This is a genomic window from Rehaibacterium terrae, assembly GCF_014202935.1.
Classification (GTDB): domain Bacteria; phylum Pseudomonadota; class Gammaproteobacteria; order Xanthomonadales; family Xanthomonadaceae; genus Rehaibacterium; species Rehaibacterium terrae.
Window position 1 is genome coordinate 1 of sequence record NZ_JACHHX010000014.1, and the last position, 20,444, is coordinate 20,444.

The following is a 20,444-nucleotide window of genomic DNA, read 5'->3' on the forward strand; positions in this document are numbered from 1 at the left end:
CACCACGCATCCCACACCCTCACTATGGCTGAGGTCGATATCGCAAACAGAGGGCTTGAAAGCAAGCTCTGGCGCGGGAGAATTTCAACAAGCTGGTAGGCGCGCCCGTACGAATGCACGTTGACATAGTTGCGGTCGGATTCGATGCGGCTGATGGTGGCGACGTCGATCAGCCGCTGCACGTCGCCGTCGCTCACCAGCAGGCGCCGCAGCGGCCCGGGGCGTTGCGGCAGCGCGTCCAGCAGCGGCGCGAGGCGGGCCAGCAGGGCGTCGCGCGAAACATCGCGGTGACGCTCGCGCAGCCGTTCGAGCATGCGCTGGAAGCGTTCGGGGCCGACCGGCTTGAGCAGGTAATCGAAGGCGTGCACGTCGAAGGCGCGCAGGGCGTAGTCGTCGTGGGCGGTGACGAAGACGATGTCGGGCGGCGCGTCGCGCCCCAGCTCGGCGAGCACGCCGAAGCCGTCGAGGTCGGGCATCTGCACGTCGAGGAAGACCACATCCGGGCGCAGCTCGCGCAGCCGCCGCACGGCCTCGCGCCCGCCGGCGGCTTCGCCGACGACGGTGATGCCGGGCTCGCCGTCGAGGTAGCGGCGCAGCTTGGCGCGGGCCAGCGCTTCGTCGTCGACGATCAGCGCGCGCAGCATCAGTCGGCCTCCGGCGTGCGCGCCAGCGGCAGCCGCACTTCGGCCTCCGCCCCGCCGCCCTCGGCATTGCGCAGGCGCAGGCCGTAGACCGCGCCGTACAGGCGGGCGATGCGCGCGGCGGTGTTGTCGAGACCGACGCCCCCGCGCTCGCTGCGACCGGGGCCGGGGCCATGGTCGCGCACGCGGATCAGCAGATCGTCCGCCTCCGCTGCGACGGAAATCTCGACGTCTACCGTCTGCGTGGCGGGATCGACGCCATGCTGCAGCGCGTTCTCCACCAGCGGCTGCAGCAGCAAGCGCGGTACCTGCGCGCCGCGCAGCGCGTCGGGCACGTCGATCCGCACGCCCAATCGCTCACCGAAGCGCAGCCGCATGATCGCCAGGTACAGCTCGAGCAGGCGCAGCTCCTCGGCCAGCGTCGCCTCCGGCGCATTGCGCTGCTGGAAGGCGTGTCGCAGCAGCTCAGACAGGCGCGACATCATCTCGTCGGCGACGCGCGGGCTGGAATACATCAGCTCGGAGATGGCATTGAGCGTGTTGAACAGGAAATGCGGCTCGATCTGCCGCGACAGCGCCTCGATCTGGGCCTGGGTGAGTTGGGCGCGCAGGGTGGCGGCCTCGACCTCGGCGTCGCGCAGCCGGCGGTAACGGTCGAAGGCGAGCGTGAGCAGCACGGTGCCGGCGTAGATGGCGAGCTGCATCGGCAGCTCCATCAGGTAGCGGGTCGGCAGGTGGCCGTACTGATAGACGCCCAGGCCGAACAGCGGCGCCAGCAGGCTGCGGCTCAACCACATCAGCGTGGTGTGGGTGGCGGCGAAGGCGAGCGCGCCGAGCAGGTGCACCGGCAGGTTGAACAGCGCGCCGCGGCCACGCAGCGGGAAGCGCCGCGCGGCGCGTACGATCAGCGGCACCAGCAGCACCGCCAGATAGGCGCCGCTGAATTCCTCCAGCAGCTTGATCCCGGCATTGGCCCGGCCGCTGGCCGCCAGCTCGTCCAGCCATGAGCGCAGGAACAGCAGCGCGCCGATGCCGGTGCCGACGACGAACAGCGCACGCGCGCCGAGCACCGGCGCGTGCGTACGGCCAGCGGGCGCGTCGGGCGGCACGGCGCTCATCGCGGACGGCTCCGGCGAGGACCGGCGGGACGGCGGCGGGATCGGAGAGCAGGCACGGGAGGCTCCGGAACCATGCGCCTCAGCATACACACAGCGCCCGAAACAGCGACGATGGCCGCCCCTCAATCGTGGACGACCTCGAGCTTGAGCTCGTCCGGATCGAGGAAGAACAGCGCGTAGTAGCCCGGTGCGTACTGCGGGTACTCGCGCGGTGGGTCGAGCACTTTCATGCCGTGCACGCGCAGCCAGTCGTGCACCGCGTCGACCTGATCGCGCCGCCCGGCGCGCAGCGCGAGGTGATGGAAGCCGGGCTGGTAGAGCCGGTGCCGGTGCTCGCGTAGTCCGTCGCGGGCGGCATAGACGATCAACTCGAAATCCGGCCGCTGCCAGACCGCCAGCCGCGCGTCGGCATGCGTGCGGCGGCAGCCCAGATGTGCCAGCAGGCCGTCGTAGAAGGCGATGCTGGCCGGCAGGTCGGCCGCGGTCAACGCGAGGTGGTGGACCAGGGTCATGCAGCGTTTCCAGTCGAGCTCAGCGGCGCTTGTTCTCGTACAGCCGGGAAAGCTTCCAGCGCCCGTCCTCCCGGCGCAGGTCGGCAATGGACAGGGCGGCGTCGACGAAGCGACCGTCCTGGTGGAAGTGCATGGCGAAGAAGGCCACCGCCTCGTCGCGCGAGCGCGGCAGCACGATCACGTCGCGGATCTCCATGCGCGGCCGCTTGCCGGCATAGTACGCGAAGGCCTGCCGCAACCCGTCCAGCAGAGCGGCGCGATCGTAGTGGATCGGCGCATCGCCGCGGCCGGGAATCACCAGGGTGGCAGTGAAGTCGGCGCTCATGCCTGCCTCCATCCGGTCCAGGTCGGCCAGTTCGAAGCCGCGGTAGTAGTCGCCGAGGAAAGCCACGACCTCGTCCACCACGTCCTGTCTGGCCAGGGCCACCTCGGCCGGTTCGACCACCGCCGCTCCCATGCTGGTTCCTGCGAATGTGAGCAACAACGCCAGCATCAGCCTGTCCATACCACCCCCGTGAAATCGTACTGATAGCCATGCGTACCGGCCGGCACGCCGAGCGCCTCGGCAGCCAGTTCCAGCAGCTCCGGCGTGAAGTAGTACGTGTGCTGGGCGAGCACGGCGCCGTCGCCGATCTCCAGCGCGATCACCGAATGCAGCACCGCCCGCTGCCGCGTATCGCCGGCGAACACGAACAGTACATCGCGCCCGTCCAGCACGCCGGCCTTCACCCATTGCGGCAGCGGCTCCAGCGCCCATTCGGCCAGCGAATTGCGGCGGCTGGTGTCGCGCCCCAGCTCGACCGCGCTGCCGACGATGGTGGTGACCGCCCGTTCGTGCAGCAGCGCGGCCAGGGCATCGGGGTCGCGCGCATCGAAGGCGGCGATGTAACGGCGAACCACATCGGCATGCGCGCGCGGCCCGGACAGCGCCGCGCGCGGCGAGGCTTCACGCGCCGGCGCCGCGGCGAGCGCGCCCCGCGCCCGGTGCAGCGCGGCCTTGACCGCGCCCGGCGTGGTGTCCAGCAATGCGGCGACCTCGTGGGCGCGGTAGTCGAGGGTTTCGCTGAGCAGAAACACGACCCGCTGCAGGGGCGTGAGCGCGTGCACCAGACGTTCGACCGCTTCGCGTGCCAGCACACGATGCTCGGGCGGCGTATCGTCCACCAGCGCCGTCTCGTCGAGCGCACAGAGCTCGGCGCCGGCCTCGGCCCGGCAGCAGTCGATCCAGGCATGGCTGGCGATGCGGAACAGCCAGGCGCGCGCGTTGACCGGCTGCCAAAGGTTGGCCAGACCCGCGAAAGCGCGCTGCAGCGTGTCCTGGACCAGATCCTCGGCATCCCAGACCGACCCGGTCAGGCGCAGGCAGTAGCCCCAGAGCGCACGCCGGTGCGGCTCGACGTGGGCCTGGAAACGGCTGCGCAACTCGCGCAGCGGCTCGCAGATGTCGGTCAACTCCCGGCTCATCGCACAGCCCCTCCGCGCACGTGCCGGCATGCCGGCAGCAGGACACCGCAACCCGCCACATCGGCCGGCATGGCTGGCAGGCAGTCTGCCTGCCGCCAGCCCCCGCCACCCCCGATCGCGGGATCGACAATGGCCGGGCGGGGACGAAATCCGGCTGGCACGGGACCGGGTGCGCGCCGATCCGCTCCACCGGTCATGGCCGACCGCCTTCCGGCGACTGCCGTGCATGACTGGTCTGTCCTCCGGCCTCGGGCGGATCGACCAGTACGATCACATAGGCATGCGGCGTGCCTTCCTCGATCACGAACGGGACCGATCGATGCGGCAGGTTCGCCTCCCCGGGCGAGCCGATGTCCGCGTTCCGCAGATAGGGCGCGTAGAACATCAGGTGAGGATGGCCACGCTCCACCGCGCCGGTGGCCGGATCGTGGAAGTACATGCGGGTCGAGAGCATGTAGGCGACGCCGGTCCGCCGCGGCGCGCGAAAACGGCCGCTGCGATAGCCCTCGGTCACGCGCGCGGCGATGGCGGCCTCGTCCAGACCGCGCGCCCGCCATGCGGCGACCTCCAGCATGCGCGGAACGATGGCACGACTGCCCTCGGCGTCGTAGCAGACCGGCTCCAGACTGGCCGGATGGGAGCGCTCCACCAGACAGGTGAAGCCGTTGTCGCCATGACGGGCGACGGTGTAGCCGTTCTCGCCGAGCACGTAGATCGTGGCATCGCGGGCCACGTGTGCGGGCGCAGCGCTCTCGGCGAGCGCGATCTCGTCCTCGCGCGACTGCGGCCTCGGCACGCTGTCGGCAACCGTCACGGTCGGTGATGCGGCGATGACCGCCGCGCCCAGCGCGGCGGAGAGCGGAAGGGACAGATTCGGCATGGATGCGCACTCCGTGGATATGGCGGGACAAGCGACAGCTTGCCCACGACAGGACGGAGCGGCGGGAAAAAAGGATACGCGGCGACGCGCGCGCTCAGCCCAGGCCGCCCAGGCAGACGTATTTGATCTCCAGGAACTCGGCGATACCGTATTTGGAGCCTTCGCGGCCGATGCCGGATTCCTTCATGCCGCCGAACGGCGCCATCTCGTTGGAGATGACCGCCTCGTTGGCACCGACCAGGCCGTAGTCGAGCGCCTCGGCGACGCGCCAGGTGCGGGCCTGGCCCTGCGCGTAGAAGTACGCGGCCAGGCCGTAGGGCGTGGCGTTGGCACGGGCGATGGCCTCGTCCTCGCTGGCGAAGCGCTGCAGCGGAATGACCGGGCCGAAGATTTCCTCGCAACTCAAGGCCATCGCCGGGTCGACGTTCTCCAGCACGGTCGGCGCGTAGAAGCGCGTGCCGAGCTCGGGCAATGCGCGGCCGCCGAGGCGGATGCGGGCGCCCTTGGCCACCGCGTCTGCGACCAGCCGCTCGACCTTCTCCCGCGCGCGCTCGGTGATCAGCGGGCCGATCCGCACGCCCTCGTCGAAGCCGTTGCCGACCGTGAGCGCGGCGACCTGGTCGCACAGCAAGGCGACGAAGCGGTCGTAGATGCCGTCCTGCACCAGCACGCGGTTGGCGCTGATGCAGGTCTGGCCGGCGTTGCGGAACTTGCAGGCGATCAGGCCGCGCACGGCGGCGTCGAGGTCGGCATCGTCGAAGACGATGAAGGGCGCGTTGCCGCCCAACTCCAGCGACACCTTCTTGACCGTGCCGGCGCAGGCGGCCATCAGCCGCTTGCCGACGGCGGTGGAGCCGGTGAAGCTGAGCTTGCGCACCCTGGGATCGGTGGTGAAGACCTCGCCGATCGCCGGCGCGTCGGACGTGGTCACCATGTTCAGCACACCGGCCGGGAAGCCGGCACGACGCGCCAGCTCGGCCAGCGCCAGCGCGCACAGCGGGGTGAGCTCGGGCGGCTTGACCACCACCGTGCAGCCGGCGGCGAGCGCGGGCGCGATCTTGCGTGTGATCATCGCCACCGGGAAATTCCACGGCGTGATCGCGGCCACCACGCCGACCGGCTGCTTGAGTGCGAGCACACGGCGGTCGCCGGCCGGCGCCGGGATGATGTCGCCGTAGACGCGCCGCGCCTCCTCGGCGAACCAGCGCACGAAGCCGTTGCCGTAGCTCACCTCGGCGCGCGCCTCGGCCAGCGGCTTGCCCTGCTCGCGGGTCATCAGCCGGGCGAGGTCTTCGGCGTGCTCGTCGATCAGCCGCCACCAGCGCAGCAGCAAGGTGCCGCGCTCGGTCGCGCTCAGCGCACGCCAGCCCGGCAGTGCGTGTTCGGCGGCGGCGATGGCGTCGGCGGCATCGGCCGCGCCGGCATCGGCGACTTCGGCGACGGTGTCGCCGCTGGCGGGGTCGTCGACACGGAAACGCTTGCCGGCGCGGGCATCGCGCCAGGCGCCATCGATGAACAGGCGGGTCTGCAGCAGGTCGGGAGCGTCGAGCGTCATGGGCGATCCTCACCCACAGCATCGCTCAGCCGTGCCGCAGTATCCAGTCGAGCATGCGCGCCAGCGCGCGGCGCACCCACTCGCGGTCGAGCCGGCCGTTGCCGCTGTCCGACAGCGCCTCGTGTTCGAAGCGCACGAAGTTGGCGAACAGCAGCTCGGCGTCCAGTTCCGGATCGGCCGAGCCGAGGATGCGGCACAGCCGCTCGAACGGCGCGACCAGCCGCCGGCGGTAGTCCTCGGCCAGCGCAGCCAGGCGCGGGTCGAGCAGCGCCTCGAAGAAGAAGTGCTGCTTGGCGGCGATCCAATCGGGCTGCGTGGCCAGCTTGCCGCCGATGTCGTCGACCATGCGGTCGATGACGTGATCGCGCACCCGGATGCGGCTCGTCTCGCTGTCGCGCCAGGCCGGGTCCAGCGCTTCCAGATGCCCGAAGACTTCCTCCCAGCGCCGTTCGACCTCGGGATAGCCGATGTCGACGAAGCGCTCGAAGGCACGGCAGATCATGTCGGAGAGGTCGACGAAGTAGTAGGTGGTCAGCGACAGGTTGACGCCGGCCTCCTGCGCCACCGCGCGGTGGGTGACGCGACGCACGCCATCGCGGGCGATCACGCGCAGGGTGGCATCGAGAATCTCCTGACGGGTCCGCTCGCCGCGACGGCGGGTGGCGCGCTGCCTGCGCGGACCGGGCCGTCGCTCGCCGGCATCCGGAAGCGTCTGGTCCATGCGAGCATTGTCTCGGGCTGTTCTGTCCATCACGATCCGCTGATTGCCGACAGGCACGCGGGTGTTTTCCCGACAGGCCGCACGCGCCGCCGTTCGCGGGCGTCCGGCGGCACCGCGGCTGTAGAACGCGGATGCTCGTCGGCGCAGGCCATGACCCGCCAGTGCGGAAAGTCCCGCAAGGCTTCGCATGACGGACCGCAGCGGCCGCACGTCGCAACGGAACCGGCACACTGTTTCCCATTTGCATTGCCATGAACGACATGACTTCCGGCACGGCCGTCACCGTCGAACACCCGCTGATCCAGACCCTGCGGCGGCGCGAACCGTTGCTGTGGCTCAATCCCGCACTCTCGCCGGCAGCCGGAACGCTGCCGCGGCTGCCGGTCGGCGCGGCGGAGATCGCCGCCACGCAGGCGCTGCTGGCGCGCTGGGCGCCGGCGCTGGCGGCGCTGTTCCCGGCGCTGGCGGCGAGCGGCGGTCGTATCGAGTCGCCGCTGCTACGACTGGACGATCCGCAGGCCGTGCTCGGCCATTCGCCATCCGGCATGGTATGGCTCAAGTGCGACCACGCGCTGCCGGTTGCCGGGTCGGTCAAGGCGCGCGGCGGCATCGCCGAGGTGCTGATGCATGCCGAAGACCTGGCGCGCGCGCATGGCGTGTTCGACCCGGACGATACCCTCTGGCCGCTGCGCGAGAGGGCGCGCGCGCTGTTCGCGCGCCAGACCGTCGCGGTCGGCAGCACCGGCAACCTCGGCCTGGGCATCGGCACCCTCGCCGCCGCCCTCGGCTTCCGCGCCGTGGTGCACATGTCGGCCGAAGCGAAGGCATGGAAGAAGGCGCGCCTGCGCGAACGCGGCGCGACGGTGATCGAACACACCGGCGACTACGCGGCGGCGGTCGCGGCGGGGCGCGCGGCATCGCACGCCGACCCGGCGAGCTATTTCGTCGACGACGAGGATTCGCTGCGACTGTTGCTCGGCTATGCGGCGGCGGCGCAGCCGCTGGCGCGGCAACTGGCGCAGGCCGGCATTACCGTCGACGCCGCGCATCCACTGTTCGTCTACCTGCCCTGCGGCGTGGGCAGTGCGCCGGGCGGCGTCGGCTTCGGCCTCAAGCACGTCTTCGGCGACCACGTGCACCTGTTCTTCGCCCAGCCCTGTGCGACGCCGTCGATGCTGCTGCGGCTGGCCTTTCCGGACCGTCCGCGCTCGGTCTACGAGTTCGGCCTGGACAACCGCACCCAAGCCGACGGGCTGGCGGTACCGCGCGCCTCCGAGCGGGTTTTCGGCCTGATGCAGCACTTGGTGTCGGGTGTGTTCACCGTCGAGGACGCGGCGCTGTTCTACCACCTGCGCCGGCTGGACGCGGCGACCGGTCTGCGCATCGAACCCTCGGCCGCGGCCGGCTTCCCCGGCCCGCGCTGGCTGCTCGAAAGCCCGGCCGGTCGCGAGTATCTGGCCCGGCATGCCTTGACCGGACGCTTGGCGCAGGCCACCCACCTGCTGTGGACGACCGGCGGACTGCTGGTGCCGGACGACGAGTTCGACGGCTGGCTGGGCCGCGCCGGCTAGGCGCAAGGCGTGCTCGCGCGCTCAGAAATGCGGGCGCGGCGTGCCGCAGGATTCGGCCAGGTAGGCGAGGATGGCATCGGAGTCGGCGATGTAGGCGCGTCCGGTCGCGGTGCTGCGCCGGGCCGCCGGATGCGCGGCGTGCGCATCGGCCAGCACGATCACCGGACAGGCCTGCGCCTGCTCGCCGAGCAGGGCGACCAGTTCCCGGCGCGGCTTGGCAAAGCCGATCCGGCGCACCTCGACGCATTCGGCGACCGCCGGGAAGCAGGCCAGCAGGCCCTCGACCTTGATGCAGTACGGGCAGAACCACGACGTGCCCGGCCCGTCCTCGAAGCCGGGCGCCAGCAGGAACAGCACGTCCTTTCCCATCCTCGCCTCGCGCATCGTCATCGCCCGGGGAGCGCATCCTGCCCATCGACACGGCGGCCAACAAGTGCCGCCCGGAACGGGCCGCATCCGGCCGTTCTCCACCCTGCGGCGACTCGCCCGCGAGGCGCCGCAACGACGAAGCCCCGGCAGACCGGGGCTTCGGGGACTGTCGGACAGCTTGACTTGCCGGTCACTTGGCCGTCATCAGCGCCACGGTCATGTCGAGCATGCGGTTGGAGAAGCCCCACTCGTTGTCGTACCAGCTCAGCACCTTGACCAGGGTGCCGCCCATGACGCGGGTCTGGGTGGCGTCGTAGACCGAGCTGCGCGGGTCGTGGTTGAAGTCCACCGACACCAGCGGCTTGGTGTTGATGCCGAGGATGCCCTTGAGCGCGCCCTCGGCGGCCTCGCGGATGGCGGCGTCGATCTCGTCCTTGCTGGTCGGACGGGCGGCGACGAAGCTCAAGTCGACCACCGAGACGTTGATGGTCGGCACGCGCATGGCGAAGCCGTCGAGCCGGCCGTTGAGCTCGGGCAGCACCAAGCCGACCGCGGCGGCGGCACCGGTCTTGGTCGGGATCTGGCTCATGGTGGCGCTGCGGGCGCGACGCAGGTCGGAGTGGTAGACGTCGGTCAGCACCTGGTCGTTGGTGTAGGCGTGGATGGTCGTCATCAGGCCGTGGACGATGCCGATCTTTTCGTGCAGCACCTTGGCCAGCGGCGCCAGGCAGTTGGTGGTGCAGGAGGCGTTGGAGATGACCGTGTGCGTGGCCTTGATCTGGTCGTGGTTGACGCCGTAGACGAAGGTGCCGTCGACGTCGGCGCCGCCCGGCGCGGAGATGATCACCTTCTTCGCGCCCGCGGCCAGGTGCGCGCCGGCCTTGGCCTTGCTCGTGAACAGGCCGGTGCACTCCAGCACCACGTCCACGCCCAGCTCGCCCCACGGCAGCTTGGCCGGATCGCGCTCGGCGCAGACCTTGATGCGGTCGCCCTGATTCTGACCAGGCATGTTCACGATCAGGTCGCCGCCGTCGACCGACACCGCACCCGGGAACTTGCCGTGGGCGGTGTCGTACTGGGTGAGGTGGGCGTTGGTCTCGGCGTCGCCCAGGTCGTTGATCGCGACCACCTGGATCTCGCCGGTGCGACCGGATTCGTACAGCGCGCGAAGGATGTTGCGGCCGATGCGGCCATAGCCGTTGATCGCGACCTTGATCGCCATGTCTGACTCCTGGGGTTGGGGCGCCGGGGCGGCGCGAAGGGTGCGGTTGTCACCGGAATCCAATATTTTAGCCAGCTCCACGCCCCCCCGGAACCCGCCATGCTGTTGCGCGCCGCCGTTTTCGCCCTCGCCTGCCTGCCTGCCGTCGCGCTGGGCTGGGGCGACGCCGGGCACCGGATCGTCGGCGAGCTGGCCGAGCGCCAGCTGACCCCGGGCGCCCGCGCCGCGGTCGCCGCCCTGCTGATCGACGAGGCCGACCCGACCCTCGCCGGCGTGGCCAAGTGGGCCGACGACGTCCGCGGCAGCGAGGCCTACGGCTACAGCCGGCCCTGGCATTACGTGAACTTCGACAGCCTCGACTGCGAGTACCTCCCCGAGCGCCACTGCCCGAACGGCGACTGCATCGTCGCGGCCATCGCGCGCCAGGCCGCGGTGCTGGGCGACTACGGCTACAGCCGCCAGCAGCGCGCCGAGGCGCTGAAGTTCGTGGTGCACTTCGTCGGCGACGTGCACCAGCCGATGCATGCCGGCCTGCGCGCCGACCGGGGCGGCAACAACACCCTGGTCGATTTCCGCCAGCGGCAGTGGAATCTGCATGCGATCTGGGATTTCGCCATCCTCAACAGCCATCAGCCGGACTGGCGGATCCATGTCGAGGAGCTGGCGCCGCGCCCCTGGGGCGAGGACGGGCCGCCCACCGATTTCGCACCACTGGCCTGGGCACTGGAATCCTGCCGCGCGATCCGCGCCCGGGCGATCTACCCGCCCGAGGACCAGCGCCTGATCGGACGCGACTACCTCGAACGCCACCGCCCCTTCGCCGAGCTGCGCCTGCGCCAGGCTGGCGCGCGGCTGGCTGCCCTGCTCAACGCCACCTTGGATCCGGGCCGGCCCGACTTTGATTAGATTATGCTAATATAAACGGCGGCGACCCACGGAACCTGCACGGAGCCTGCCATGACGCCGACCGTCCAACCCTTCTTCCACGCCGACAGCAGCACCTGGACCTACGTGGTCGCCGACCCGGCCAGCGGCGAGGCGGCCATCGTCGATCCGGTGCTCGACTTCGACCCCAAGGCCGCCCGCACGTCCACGACCTCGGCCGGGGCGGTGCTGGCCCATGTCCGCGGCCACGGTCTGCGCGTCGCCTGGATCCTCGAAACCCACGCCCACGCCGACCACCTGAGCGCCGGCCACTGGCTCAGGCAACACCTCCCCGACGCCAGGCTGGCCATCGGCGAGGGCATCCGCCAGGTGCAGAAGACCTTCCGCCCGATCTTCAACCTCGGCGAGCACTTCCCGGTGGACGGCTCGCAGTTCGACCACCTGTTCGCCGACGATGAGCGCTTCATGGTCGGCGGCATCCAGGCGCGGGTGATCGCCGTCCCCGGCCACACCAGCGACTCGGTGGCCTACCTGATCGGCGATGCGCTGTTCGTCGGCGACAGCCTGTTCATGCCCGATGGCGGCACCGCGCGTTGCGATTTCCCCGGCGGCGACGCCGCCACGCTGTACCGCTCGATCCAGCGCCTGTACACGCTGTCCGACGACACCCGCGTGTTCGTCTGCCACGACTACGCCCCGGGCGGGCGCGAAGTGCGCTGCCAGACCACGCTCGGCGAGCAGAAGCGCGGCAACATCCACATCCGCGAAGGCGTGAGCGAGGCCGAGTTCGTCGCCATGCGCACCGCGCGCGACGCCACCCTGGCGATGCCGACCCTGATCCTGCCGGCGGTGCAGGTGAACATCCGCGCCGGCGCGCTGCCGCCGCCGGAGGACAACGGCGTGCGTTACCTCAAGCTGCCGATCGACCGGCTCTGAGCCGGTCGCGCCTCAGGGACAGCCGGTCTCGGGGCAGTCCGGCACCCCGAGCAGCTCGCGCACCCGCGGTTCGGTGCTGCGCATGCCGGCCTGACGACCGGCCGCGATCGCTTCCTCGACCGGCTGTCCGTCGCGCGCCAGCGCCAGCGCCAGCAGGGCGCCGGCACGATTGCCGCTGGCGCAGTACAGCAGGGTCTGCTGCTCGTTTCCGCGCAGGGCTTCGCGCAGCCGGTCCGCCTTGTCCAGATCAAGCCCTTCGGCGCCCTGCACCGGGATCTGCTGGTGCTCCAGCCCGGCTGCCGCCGCCTCGGTGGCCGGATCGCGTCCGCCCAGCTCGGCCTCGGTGCGCAGGCTGATCACCCGCCGCACCCCGAGGGCCGCCAACGCCGGCCAGTCTTCGGCCGCCGGCTGCGCGCCCACCCACACCCCGTCCGGAGTGCGCATCAACACGACACCGGAAGGCAGGGTGAGGAGCGCGCCTTCGCCCTGCCCCGGCGCAGTCACGGGCTGTCCCGGCGGCAACGCCACCGACGGCGGCACCGGTGCGCCGGCACAGCCGGCGAGCGCGATGCCGAGAACGGGAAGGATCAGCCAGGGTGGACGACGGTGGCGGGACATGCGGCTTCCTCCTGTGGTTGTACGGGATACGGCGGGGCTGCCTGCAACTGTATCGACTGCCGGCTCAGGCCACGGTTCCGGCGGCCTCTGCCGGCTGGGCGAGCTCGTCGAAGGCGCGCAGCGCCTCGGCGGCATACACCATCGACGGTCCGGCGCCCATGTAGATCGCCATCGCGCAGGTATCTAGCACTTCCTGCCGCGTGGCGCCGGCGCGCAACGCGGCCTTGACGTGAAAGCCGATGCAGCCGTCGCAGCGACCGGCGATGGCGATGCCGATCGCGATCAGCTCCTTGGTCTTGACGTCGAGCGCGGCCGGGGCGAGTGCCTCACGGGCGAGCTGGCTGAAGGCGCGCATCGGGCCGGGCGCACCGGCGCGCAGGCTGGCGATGGCGGTGTCGAGATCGTCGATCAGCGACGGAAATGACTCGGGCATGGGCTCCTCGGGGAATGGGGGGATGGGGGAATGGTTTCACCGCGCCAGCGCGGCGCGCGTCCAGCGCACGATGTCGGGCGTGGCCATGCCACCGGCCTGGCGGGCGCGCTCTTGTCCGCGCACGAACAACACCAGGGTCGGAATGCTGCGGATGGCGAACCGGTCGGCCAGCACCGGTTGGCTCTGGGTATCGACCTTGGCCAGCCGCACGAACGGCTCCAGCTCGGCGGCGGCGCGCTCGAAATGCGGCGCCATCACCTTGCACGGGCCGCACCACGGCGCCCAGAAATCGACCAGCAGCGGCAGCCCGGCACGGGCATGACGCTCGAAGTCGTCCACCGTCAGCGCGACCGGATGGCCGGAGAACAGCGGCCGGTGGCAACGGCCGCAGTTGGGCGCATCGCCCAGCCGTGCCTGCGGCACCCGGTTGGTGGTGCCGCAGTGCGGGCAGGGCAGCTCCAGGGTGGCATCGTGCGGATGCGTATTCATGCACCGGCCTCGAAATGCTTGTCGCCGAGCAGCACCCGGCCATGGGCGTCCTTGACGGTGACTTCGACCTCGACGCCGTCGCGCACGCTCTGGGTGACGATGCAGAAGTCCTCGAACTGGCCGAGGATGCGCTCGAGCTGCTGGTACTGCTCGCCGCCCTCGGGCAGGTGCAGCTCCACCCAGGCCTTGGGAATGCGCCAGCGCCCGGCGGCGTTGCGCGCGATGGTCGCGGTCACGTCCGCGCGCAAGCGGCCGGGTTCGTTCCTGAATTTGCGCAGGGCGAACAACAGGCTGGCGCTCAGGCAGTTGCCAAGCGCGGCCAGCAGCAAGCGCGAGGGGTCCGGACCGGTACCGCCGCCGAGCGGCGGGCCCTCGTCGGTGTGCAGTGCCGCGATGGCGGTGTCGGGGAACTCGATGCGGAAGGCGTAGCCGGCCTCCTGCTCGATGCGGATGCGAACGTCTCGGGTTTCGCTCATGGTCTGTCCTCGTGATGCGTTCGTCTGCCGTGCGTGGCTTGCTGTAGCACGCCGTCAATGGATACCGGCGGGCACCTCGACCCAGAACGCGCCGCGCAGCTCGCCCTCGCGGTAGCCGGTGGCGGCATCGTCCGGGTAGTTGGCCGCGATCGCCTTGGCGATGCCCGGGTCGATCTCGCGACCGTGGCACAGCGTGCACGGCGCCTCGACGCGGATGCCGCGCATGAAGCGCAAGGCCACGCCGTCGGGTAAGCCGTCGCGCAACACGGCGCGCTGCGCCTCGGGCGCCTCGCCAGCGGCGACGTTGGCCGCGAAATCGCGCAGCACCGCCGCCTGCCACTCGGTGGCGGCGTTGGCCGGATTGCGCACGCGCTCGGAAGTGCGGCCAAGCCGCACGCCATGCGCCTGCATCACTTCGCTGGCGATCACCGGCGCCTGTACGGTGCAGAAGTCGATCGCACCGAGTGGGCCTTCGGCCTGCATGCGCCCCTGCAATGCAGCGCGCAGGCGCATGCCCAATTCGCCGATGGCCGCCTCGGCGCGCGCCAGCGACGCCTCGTCGGCATCGGGTGGTCCGACCTGCGGCTCGGCGGGCGTGGGATCGGTGGCCGGCTGGCAGGCCATCAGCACGGTCGCGGCCAGAATGATCGGTAGCAGATGACGGTTCATGCGGCCTCCTTGGCCGGCACGTGCCCGCGGCACAGCCAGCCGTAGTAGAGCAGCGGAATGACGACCAGGGTCAGCACGGTCGAGACCAGGATGCCGAAGATCAGCGAGATGGCCAGGCCGTTGAAGATCGGATCGTCGAGGATGAAGAACGCACCGGCCATCGCCGCCAACGCGGTCAGCACGATCGGTTGCGCGCGCACCGCGCAGGCGTCGATCACCGCCGACTCCAGTGACTGGCCCTGCACCAGCGCGTGGTTGATGAAGTCCACCAGCAAAATCGAGTTGCGCACGATGATGCCGGCCAGCGCGATCATGCCGATCATCGAGGTGGCGGTGAACTGCGCACCCAGCAGGGCATGACCCGGCATCACGCCGATCACGGTCAGCGGGATCGGCGCCATGATGATCAGCGGCACCACGTAGCTGCGGAACTGGCCGACCACCAGCAGGTAGATCAGCACGATGCCGGCGGCATAGGCCAGGCCCATGTCGCGGAAGGTCTCGAGGGTGATCTGCCATTCGCCGTCCCACTTGATCGCGAAACGGTCGGTGTCGGCCGGCTGCGCGAAGAAGTGCTGCGTCAGCGAATGGCCGGCGACCGTCTCGCGGCGGAGCTGGCCGACCAGATCGAACATGCCGTACAGCGGGCTGTCGAGCGCGCCGGCCTCGTCGGCGGTGACGTACACCACCGGCAGCAGATCCTTGTGGTGGATCGCACCCTCCCAGGCATCGCGACGGACCTGCACGAGCTCCGACAACGGCACCAGCCGGCCGTCGTTCGCGCGCACCCGCAAGGCCAGCAACTGGTCGAGACTGGCCTGATCGCCGGCCGGCAGCCGCAGGCGCACCGGCACCGCGTACTTGGAGGCGCCGTCGCGCAGGAAGGTGGCATCGTGACCGGACAGCGCCATCTGCAGCGTCTGCGCCACTGCCGCCTGGCTCACGCCGAGGCGTGCCGCACGGGCACGATCGACCACCACCAGCTCGCGCTCGGCTTCGGCCTCGACACTGCTGTCGACGTCGACGATCCCCTCGGTGGCGCGGAAACGTTGCTCCAGCGCGCGGCCGATCTCGCGGGCCACCGCGTAATCGGGGCCGTAGATCTCGGCCACCAGCGGCGCCATCACCGGCGGGCCGGGCGGCACCTCCACCACTTTCACCGAGGCGCCATGGCGATCGCCGATGGCCGCCAGGGCCGGACGCACGGCGCGGGCGATGTCATGGCTCTTGCGCTTGCGCTCGCGGCGATCGACCAGGTTGACCTGCAGGTCGCCCATGGTCGCGCCGCTGCGCAGGTAGTACTGGCGCACCAGGCCGTTGAAATTGACCGGCGCGGACGTGCCCGCATAGCCCTGGTAGTGCAGCACCTCGGGCACCTCGTCGAGCGCGGCGGCCAGCTCCAGCAGCAGGCGGTTGGTGTCCTCCAGCGTGCGCCCCTCGGGCAGGTCCACTACCACCTGCAGCTCGGACTTGTTGTCGAACGGCAGCATCTTCAGCACCACCCACTGCACCACGGCCAGGCCGGCCGCCAGACCGACCAGCACGACCATTGCGCCGTACATGCCCAGGCGGCGCCTGCCGGCGTCGCGGCCGCGGCCGAGGAAAGGCGTCATCACCCGCTCGAACAGACGGTGCAGCCACGAGGCGCGCACGGCCTCGCTTTCCGGCGAATGCGCACCGTGCGCCTGCAGATGGCGCGAGAGCAGCTTGAGCGACAGCCACGGCGTCACGATCAGCGCCACCAGCAGCGACAGCAGCATGCCGGCCGAGGCGTTGATCGGGATCGGCCGCATGTACGGTCCCATCAGGCCGCTGACGAAGGCCATCGGCAGCAGCGCGGCGATCACGGTGAAAGTGGCGAGGATGGTCGGGCCACCGACCTCGTCCACCGCCGGCGGAATCGCCTCGCGCAGGGTCTTGCCGCCCAGCCGCATGTGGCGGTGGATGTTCTCGACCACCACGATCGCGTCGTCGACCAGGATGCCGATCGAGAAGATCAGCGCGAACAGCGACACGCGGTTGATGGTGAAGCCCATCGCCCAGGAGGCGAACAGCGTCAGCGCCAGGGTGATGATCACCGCCGTGCCGACCACCACCGCCTCGCGCCAGCCCAGCGCGACCAGCACCAGCAGTACCACCGACATGGTCGCGAACACCAGCTTCTGGATCAGCTTCATCGCCTTGTCGGTGGCGGTGTAGCCGTAGTCGCGGGTGAGCGTGACCTCCACGCCCTCGGGAATCAGGCTGCCCTTGAGGCGCTCGACACGCTCGGCGATCGCCGAGGTGATGTCGGCGGCGTTGCTGCCGGGCTTCTTGGCGACCGCGATGGTCACCGCCGGGGCGATGCCGTCGGCGGGTCGCGCGTCGCGCCCGGCCGGCGCGCCATGCCAGGCATAACGCAAGGGAATGTCGGCGCCGCGTTCGATCCGCGCCACGTCCGACAGGTACACCGGCCGGCCCTCGTGCAGGCCGATGGTCAGCTCGGCGATCTCCTGCGCGTCGGCCAGGAAGGTGCCGACCGTCATCGGCCGCACGCCCTCGGCGCTGACGCGCTCACCAGCCTGCACGACCAGGTTGGCCGCCTGCAACGCGCCGGCGATGTCCTCGGCGGCCAGCCCGTAGGCGGCCAGCCGGGTGGCATCGAGCTGCACCACTACGGCGCGGTCGGGCGCGCCGATGGTGTACACGTCGCGGGTGCCAGGCACGCGCTTGAGTTCGGTTTCCAGGGTATGGGCGACTTCGGCCAACTCGGTGGCGCCACGCTGCGGGTCGTCGGTCCACAGCGTCAGGCTCATCACCGGCACGTCGTCGATACCCATCGGCCGCACCAGCGGCTGGCCGACCCCCAGGCCCGGCGGCACCCAGTCGGCATTGGAATAGACCTGGTTATAGAGCCGCACGATGGCGGTCTGGCGCGGCACGCCGACCTCGTACTCGACCGTGATCACCGCCATGCCGGGGCGGCTGGTCGAGTACACATGCTTGACCTGCTCGATCTCCGAGAGCACCTGCTCCAGCGGGTAGGTGACCAGGTTCTCGACGTCCTCGGCCGGCGCGCCCGGGAAGGGCACGAACACGTTGGCCATGGTCACGTCGATCTGCGGCTCTTCCTCGCGCGGGGTGATCATCACCGCGACCAGACCCAGCAGCAGGCCGGCGATGGCCAGGATCGGCGTGAGCGGATTGGCCTGGAAGGCGGCGGCGAGGCGCCCGGAGATACCCATGCGCTCAGCCATCGTCACGCTCCGTCAGCGCACCCGCCAGCCACAGGCGTGCAGCCAGCGGATCGGCGGCGATGCGCTCACCGGGCGACAGCCCCGCCAGCACCTCCACCTCCTCGCCGACGCGATGGCCCAGCCGCACCTGGCGCAGGCTTACCCGCGCGCCGTCCACCACGTACACCGCGGTGACCTCGCTGCGCCGCACCAGCGCCGATACCGGCACCCGCAACTGCTCGGACTCGCCGAGCACGAACGCCGCTTTCACGGTCATGCCCGGGTGCAGGCCGGTTTCGATCTCGGGCAGATCCAGCCGCACCTTGAAGCTGTGCGTGGCCGGGTCGGCGTAGGGGAACACGGTCACCCTCTCGGCCTCGATGCGGCGGCCATCGGGCAGCAGCACCGCCGCCTTGCCGTGTTCGCGCAGCGCATCGATGTCGCTCTGCGGCACATCCACATGCACGCGCAGCCTCGCCAGCGACAGCCCCGACACCAGCGGCTGCCCCGGGCGCACGGTTTCACCGACACGGACATGGCGCTCGGTGAGGATGCCCGAGTACGGCGCACGGATGACGGTGTAGTCGACCTGCTCGCCGGCCTCGCGCAGTGCGGCGCGGGCGGCGTCGAGCTGGGCGCGGGCGGCATCGCGACGGGCGGTGGCCTGATCGAACTGCGCGCGCGAGACGAGCTGCCGTTCGTACATCTCGGCGATGCGCCGGTAATCGGCCTCGGCCTCCCGGAAGGCCGCCTCGGCGGCATTGAATGCCGCCTGTGCGCGCCGCTGGGCGGCCTGCTGCTCGACATCGGTGAAGCGCACCACCACCTCGCCAGCCTTGACGTAGTCGTTGACGTCGAACGGCAACTCGGTGACGCGCCCCCCGGTCTGCGCCGACAGCGTGGCCTGGTCCACCGCCTCGACCACGCCATCCCAAACCCGCTCACGCGGGGCCGCGCCCGGCTCGACGGTCAAGGTGGCCAGCGGGGGCTCGGTACTGGCCACCTCGGCCGCCTGATCCCGGCCGCAGGCGGCCAGTCCGACCGCCAGCGCCACCAACGCAAACGTGCGTAGCATCATGTCGACCTCAACGGAAGGCGCAGCCGGACTTGACGCCGAAGGCGGCGAAGATCTTCGCGGCCGGACAGAAACCGGTGAACGCGGCCTGCAGCATGTTCAGTCCGATGAAAGCGGTCAGCAGCAGCCACCACGGCGACACGAAATACACCAGGGCGACGCTGATCAGGATCATCACGCCGGCGAAGGCGAGGACGGCACGGTCGAGGTTCATGGCTTTGCTCCTTGAGGATGTCGGTGACGGGTGAGGGAGCCGCGGGCCGGCAGCCGATCGCTCGGCCCGCGTCGCGCTCAGCCCTGGGGTTTGATCCGCTCGATGCCCAGCGCCTTGAGCACGTATTTCTCATAGACCGGCTCGGAAGTGCCGTGGCGCATCTTGTAGAGGAAGTATTTTTCGAAGGCGATCTTGGCCAGGTGCACCCACTTGCCGACCTTGGCCCAGGTGACGTTGCGCGGCGGGAACTGCGGCAGCGCGACGAAGGCGGCGCCGGTATCGCCCATGTCGGCCAGGCACACCGCATTCCAGGTGCCCTGGTAGTCCGGCGGGCGCCCCTCCAGCTCGGCCTCGATGTTCTTCACGATGGTGGTGACCATCGACTCGATCATGAAGCCGGTCTTGGGCGCGCCGGTCGGCACCGGCGTCGGCTCCACCGGCGGGATCGCCACGCACACGCCGGCGGCGAAGATCTCCGGGTATTTCGGGCTGCGCTGATGCGCATCGACGATCACGAAGCCACGCGGGTTGCACAGCCCCTCCACCGCCGCCACCGCCGGCACGCCACGGAAGGCCGGCAGCAGCATCGCGTAGGCGAACGGCAACACGTGTTCCTTCTTCGGCTGGCCTTCGTCGTCGTGCTCGATGACCTGGAGCCGGCCCTCGCCGGCAGCGGCAACCTTGGCGTTGGTGATCCACTTGATGTGGCGCTGGCGGAATTCCGACTCCATCAGTCCCTTGGAGTCGCCGACGCCTCCCAGGCCCATGTGGCCGACGTAAGGCTCGCTGGTGACGAAGGTCATCGGTACCTTGTCGCGCAACTTGCGGCGGCGCAGGTCGGCGTCGAGGATCATCGCGAATTCGTAGGCCGGGCCGAAGCAGCTCGCCCCCTGCACCGCGCCCACCACCACCGGGCCGGGGTTCTCAAGGAATTTCTCCCACGCCCGCCAGGCGTGCTCGGCATGCGGTGTGGTGCACACCGACTGGGTATGGCCGCCGTCCGGCCCCAGCCCCGGCACTTCGTCGAAGGCGAGCTGCGGGCCGGTGCAGATCAGCAGGTAGTCGTAGTCGAGCCGCTGGCCGTCGGCGGTTTCCACCGCCTTCTCTTCGGGCAGGATGCGTGCGGCCGGACTGCCGGTGAAGGCGATGCCGTGCTTGCCCAGGTATTCGCCGGCCGGCAGGGTGATCTGCTCGGGCTTGCGCCAACCCACCGCCACCCATGGGTTGGATGGCGTGAAGCTGAAACGGTCGCCATCGCCGACCACGGTGATCGCGTGGTCTTTGCCGAGGGTTTCGCGCAACTCATAGGCGGCGCTCATGCCGCCGAGTCCGGCGCCGATCACGACGATCCTGGCCATGCCCATCTCCTGTGGTTGGCGGA

General features: G+C 70.3%; 22 protein-coding genes. 3 read left to right on the forward strand and 19 right to left on the reverse strand.

The genetic code is table 11. From position 1 onward, the window contains the following. The 8 genes from HNQ58_RS09745 to HNQ58_RS09780 form a co-directional block, all read right to left on the reverse strand. Window positions 1-644: LytR/AlgR family response regulator transcription factor (locus HNQ58_RS09745; protein ID WP_183948731.1), on the reverse strand; the 644-nt coding region annotated here is incomplete at its 3' end. Beyond that, on the reverse strand, window positions 644-1,759 hold the full coding sequence (locus HNQ58_RS09750; RefSeq protein ID WP_183948732.1) for a sensor histidine kinase: 1,116 nt from the start codon (window positions 1,757-1,759) through the stop codon (window positions 644-646). The genes HNQ58_RS09750 and HNQ58_RS09745, both read right to left, overlap by 1 nt. Window positions 1,760-1,881: 122 nt before the next feature. Beyond that, on the reverse strand, window positions 1,882-2,271 hold the full coding sequence (locus HNQ58_RS09755; RefSeq protein ID WP_183948733.1) for a VOC family protein: 390 nt from the start codon (window positions 2,269-2,271) through the stop codon (window positions 1,882-1,884). A 19-nt stretch (window positions 2,272-2,290) separates the two neighbouring features. Next, the gene (locus HNQ58_RS09760) at window positions 2,291-2,776 is read right to left on the reverse strand and encodes a nuclear transport factor 2 family protein (protein ID WP_183948734.1); all 486 of its coding nucleotides are present in this window, start codon (window positions 2,774-2,776) and stop codon (window positions 2,291-2,293) included. After that, on the reverse strand, window positions 2,764-3,735 hold the full coding sequence (locus HNQ58_RS09765; RefSeq protein WP_183948735.1) for a sigma-70 family RNA polymerase sigma factor: 972 nt from the start codon (window positions 3,733-3,735) through the stop codon (window positions 2,764-2,766). Before HNQ58_RS09765 ends, HNQ58_RS09760 begins: the two co-directional genes overlap by 13 nt. Window positions 3,736-3,928: 193 nt before the next feature. Next, window positions 3,929-4,615, reverse strand: a complete 687-nt coding sequence (locus HNQ58_RS09770; RefSeq protein WP_183948736.1) for a hypothetical protein — start codon at window positions 4,613-4,615, stop codon at window positions 3,929-3,931. 94 nt (window positions 4,616-4,709) lie between these two features. Then, a complete protein-coding gene (locus HNQ58_RS09775) occupies window positions 4,710-6,170 on the reverse strand; it encodes an NAD-dependent succinate-semialdehyde dehydrogenase (protein WP_183948737.1) in 1,461 nt (486 codons plus the stop codon). A 25-nt stretch (window positions 6,171-6,195) separates the two neighbouring features. Next, window positions 6,196-6,891: a TetR/AcrR family transcriptional regulator gene (locus HNQ58_RS09780; RefSeq protein WP_183948738.1), complete on the reverse strand. Its 696-nt coding sequence runs from the start codon at window positions 6,889-6,891 to the stop codon at window positions 6,196-6,198. A 251-nt stretch (window positions 6,892-7,142) separates the two neighbouring features. Here HNQ58_RS09780 and dsdA point away from each other — a divergent pair, with 251 nt between their 5' ends. Further along, window positions 7,143-8,462, forward strand: coding sequence for a D-serine ammonia-lyase (gene dsdA / locus HNQ58_RS09785; protein WP_221301246.1), 1,320 nt, complete (start codon window positions 7,143-7,145; stop codon window positions 8,460-8,462). Window positions 8,463-8,483: 21 nt separating this feature from the next. Here dsdA and HNQ58_RS09790 read toward each other — a convergent pair whose 3' ends face one another. Beyond that, a complete protein-coding gene (locus HNQ58_RS09790; protein WP_183948739.1) occupies window positions 8,484-8,831 on the reverse strand; it encodes a DUF3088 family protein in 348 nt (115 codons plus the stop codon). A 190-nt stretch (window positions 8,832-9,021) separates the two neighbouring features. Beyond that, entirely contained in the window at window positions 9,022-10,053 is a 1,032-nt protein-coding gene (gene gap / locus HNQ58_RS09795) for a type I glyceraldehyde-3-phosphate dehydrogenase (RefSeq protein WP_183948740.1), read from the reverse strand. Between the two features lie 99 nt (window positions 10,054-10,152). On the opposite strand from gap, the gene HNQ58_RS09800 reads away from it, so the two are divergent. Continuing rightward, a complete protein-coding gene (locus HNQ58_RS09800; RefSeq protein WP_183948741.1) occupies window positions 10,153-10,959 on the forward strand; it encodes a S1/P1 nuclease in 807 nt (268 codons plus the stop codon). A gap of 51 nt (window positions 10,960-11,010) precedes the next feature. After that, complete coding sequence (locus HNQ58_RS09805) at window positions 11,011-11,874, forward strand: MBL fold metallo-hydrolase (protein ID WP_183948742.1); 864 nt, start codon at window positions 11,011-11,013, stop codon at window positions 11,872-11,874. 12 nt (window positions 11,875-11,886) lie between these two features. On the opposite strand, the gene HNQ58_RS09810 is transcribed toward HNQ58_RS09805, so the two are convergent. The 9 genes from HNQ58_RS09810 to HNQ58_RS09850 form a co-directional block, all read right to left on the reverse strand. Then, window positions 11,887-12,492, reverse strand: a complete 606-nt coding sequence (locus HNQ58_RS09810; RefSeq protein WP_183948743.1) for a protein tyrosine phosphatase family protein — start codon at window positions 12,490-12,492, stop codon at window positions 11,887-11,889. A 64-nt stretch (window positions 12,493-12,556) separates the two neighbouring features. After that, on the reverse strand, window positions 12,557-12,925 hold the full coding sequence (locus HNQ58_RS09815) for a carboxymuconolactone decarboxylase family protein (protein WP_183948744.1): 369 nt from the start codon (window positions 12,923-12,925) through the stop codon (window positions 12,557-12,559). A gap of 36 nt (window positions 12,926-12,961) precedes the next feature. Beyond that, on the reverse strand, window positions 12,962-13,414 hold the full coding sequence (trxC, locus tag HNQ58_RS09820; RefSeq protein WP_183948745.1) for a thioredoxin TrxC: 453 nt from the start codon (window positions 13,412-13,414) through the stop codon (window positions 12,962-12,964). Next, the gene (locus HNQ58_RS09825; protein WP_183948746.1) at window positions 13,411-13,890 is read right to left on the reverse strand and encodes an OsmC family protein; all 480 of its coding nucleotides are present in this window, start codon (window positions 13,888-13,890) and stop codon (window positions 13,411-13,413) included. Before HNQ58_RS09825 ends, trxC begins: the two co-directional genes overlap by 4 nt. 54 nt (window positions 13,891-13,944) lie before the next feature. Further along, the gene (locus HNQ58_RS09830) at window positions 13,945-14,559 is read right to left on the reverse strand and encodes a Tll0287-like domain-containing protein (RefSeq protein ID WP_183948747.1); all 615 of its coding nucleotides are present in this window, start codon (window positions 14,557-14,559) and stop codon (window positions 13,945-13,947) included. Then, window positions 14,556-17,795, reverse strand: a complete 3,240-nt coding sequence (locus HNQ58_RS09835) for an efflux RND transporter permease subunit (protein WP_183948748.1) — start codon at window positions 17,793-17,795, stop codon at window positions 14,556-14,558. The genes HNQ58_RS09830 and HNQ58_RS09835 overlap by 4 nt, the downstream gene beginning before the upstream one ends. Further along, window positions 17,788-18,852 carry an efflux RND transporter periplasmic adaptor subunit gene (locus HNQ58_RS09840; RefSeq protein WP_183948749.1) on the reverse strand — a complete coding sequence of 355 codons (1,065 nt, stop codon included), beginning with the start codon at window positions 18,850-18,852 and terminating at the stop codon, window positions 17,788-17,790. The genes HNQ58_RS09835 and HNQ58_RS09840 overlap by 8 nt, the downstream gene beginning before the upstream one ends. Window positions 18,853-18,859: 7 nt before the next feature. Beyond that, the gene (locus tag HNQ58_RS09845; RefSeq protein WP_183948750.1) at window positions 18,860-19,063 is read right to left on the reverse strand and encodes a YgaP family membrane protein; all 204 of its coding nucleotides are present in this window, start codon (window positions 19,061-19,063) and stop codon (window positions 18,860-18,862) included. A 77-nt stretch (window positions 19,064-19,140) separates the two neighbouring features. Continuing rightward, window positions 19,141-20,421 carry an NAD(P)/FAD-dependent oxidoreductase gene (locus tag HNQ58_RS09850; RefSeq protein ID WP_183948751.1) on the reverse strand — a complete coding sequence of 427 codons (1,281 nt, stop codon included), beginning with the start codon at window positions 20,419-20,421 and terminating at the stop codon, window positions 19,141-19,143. Between the last annotated feature and the right edge of the window lie 23 nt (window positions 20,422-20,444).

What these genes read in the sequence shown, in the direction of transcription:
- HNQ58_RS09760 (WP_183948734.1), bottom strand. Translation starts at nt 2,776, where the DNA reads ATGGACAGGCTGATGCTGGCGTTGTTGCTCACATTCGCAGGAACCAGC.
- HNQ58_RS09845 (WP_183948750.1), bottom strand. Translation starts at nt 19,063, where the DNA reads ATGAACCTCGACCGTGCCGTCCTCGCCTTCGCCGGCGTGATGATCCTG.
- HNQ58_RS09790 (WP_183948739.1), bottom strand. Translation starts at nt 8,831, where the DNA reads ATGGGAAAGGACGTGCTGTTCCTGCTGGCGCCCGGCTTCGAGGACGGG.
- HNQ58_RS09765 (WP_183948735.1), bottom strand. Translation starts at nt 3,735, where the DNA reads ATGAGCCGGGAGTTGACCGACATCTGCGAGCCGCTGCGCGAGTTGCGC.
- HNQ58_RS09830 (WP_183948747.1), bottom strand. Translation starts at nt 14,559, where the DNA reads ATGAACCGTCATCTGCTACCGATCATTCTGGCCGCGACCGTGCTGATG.
- gap (WP_183948740.1), bottom strand. Translation starts at nt 10,053, where the DNA reads ATGGCGATCAAGGTCGCGATCAACGGCTATGGCCGCATCGGCCGCAAC.
- HNQ58_RS09840 (WP_183948749.1), bottom strand. Translation starts at nt 18,852, where the DNA reads ATGATGCTACGCACGTTTGCGTTGGTGGCGCTGGCGGTCGGACTGGCC.
- HNQ58_RS09825 (WP_183948746.1), bottom strand. Translation starts at nt 13,890, where the DNA reads ATGAGCGAAACCCGAGACGTTCGCATCCGCATCGAGCAGGAGGCCGGC.
- HNQ58_RS09810 (WP_183948743.1), bottom strand. Translation starts at nt 12,492, where the DNA reads ATGTCCCGCCACCGTCGTCCACCCTGGCTGATCCTTCCCGTTCTCGGC.
- HNQ58_RS09775 (WP_183948737.1), bottom strand. Translation starts at nt 6,170, where the DNA reads ATGACGCTCGACGCTCCCGACCTGCTGCAGACCCGCCTGTTCATCGAT.
- HNQ58_RS09750 (WP_183948732.1), bottom strand. Translation starts at nt 1,759, where the DNA reads ATGAGCGCCGTGCCGCCCGACGCGCCCGCTGGCCGTACGCACGCGCCG.
- HNQ58_RS09780 (WP_183948738.1), bottom strand. Translation starts at nt 6,891, where the DNA reads ATGGACCAGACGCTTCCGGATGCCGGCGAGCGACGGCCCGGTCCGCGC.
- HNQ58_RS09755 (WP_183948733.1), bottom strand. Translation starts at nt 2,271, where the DNA reads ATGACCCTGGTCCACCACCTCGCGTTGACCGCGGCCGACCTGCCGGCC.
- dsdA (WP_221301246.1), top strand. Translation starts at nt 7,143, where the DNA reads ATGAACGACATGACTTCCGGCACGGCCGTCACCGTCGAACACCCGCTG.
- HNQ58_RS09835 (WP_183948748.1), bottom strand. Translation starts at nt 17,795, where the DNA reads ATGGCTGAGCGCATGGGTATCTCCGGGCGCCTCGCCGCCGCCTTCCAG.
- HNQ58_RS09805 (WP_183948742.1), top strand. Translation starts at nt 11,011, where the DNA reads ATGACGCCGACCGTCCAACCCTTCTTCCACGCCGACAGCAGCACCTGG.
- HNQ58_RS09815 (WP_183948744.1), bottom strand. Translation starts at nt 12,925, where the DNA reads ATGCCCGAGTCATTTCCGTCGCTGATCGACGATCTCGACACCGCCATC.
- HNQ58_RS09850 (WP_183948751.1), bottom strand. Translation starts at nt 20,421, where the DNA reads ATGGCCAGGATCGTCGTGATCGGCGCCGGACTCGGCGGCATGAGCGCC.
- trxC (WP_183948745.1), bottom strand. Translation starts at nt 13,414, where the DNA reads ATGAATACGCATCCGCACGATGCCACCCTGGAGCTGCCCTGCCCGCAC.
- HNQ58_RS09770 (WP_183948736.1), bottom strand. Translation starts at nt 4,615, where the DNA reads ATGCCGAATCTGTCCCTTCCGCTCTCCGCCGCGCTGGGCGCGGCGGTC.
- HNQ58_RS09800 (WP_183948741.1), top strand. Translation starts at nt 10,153, where the DNA reads ATGCTGTTGCGCGCCGCCGTTTTCGCCCTCGCCTGCCTGCCTGCCGTC.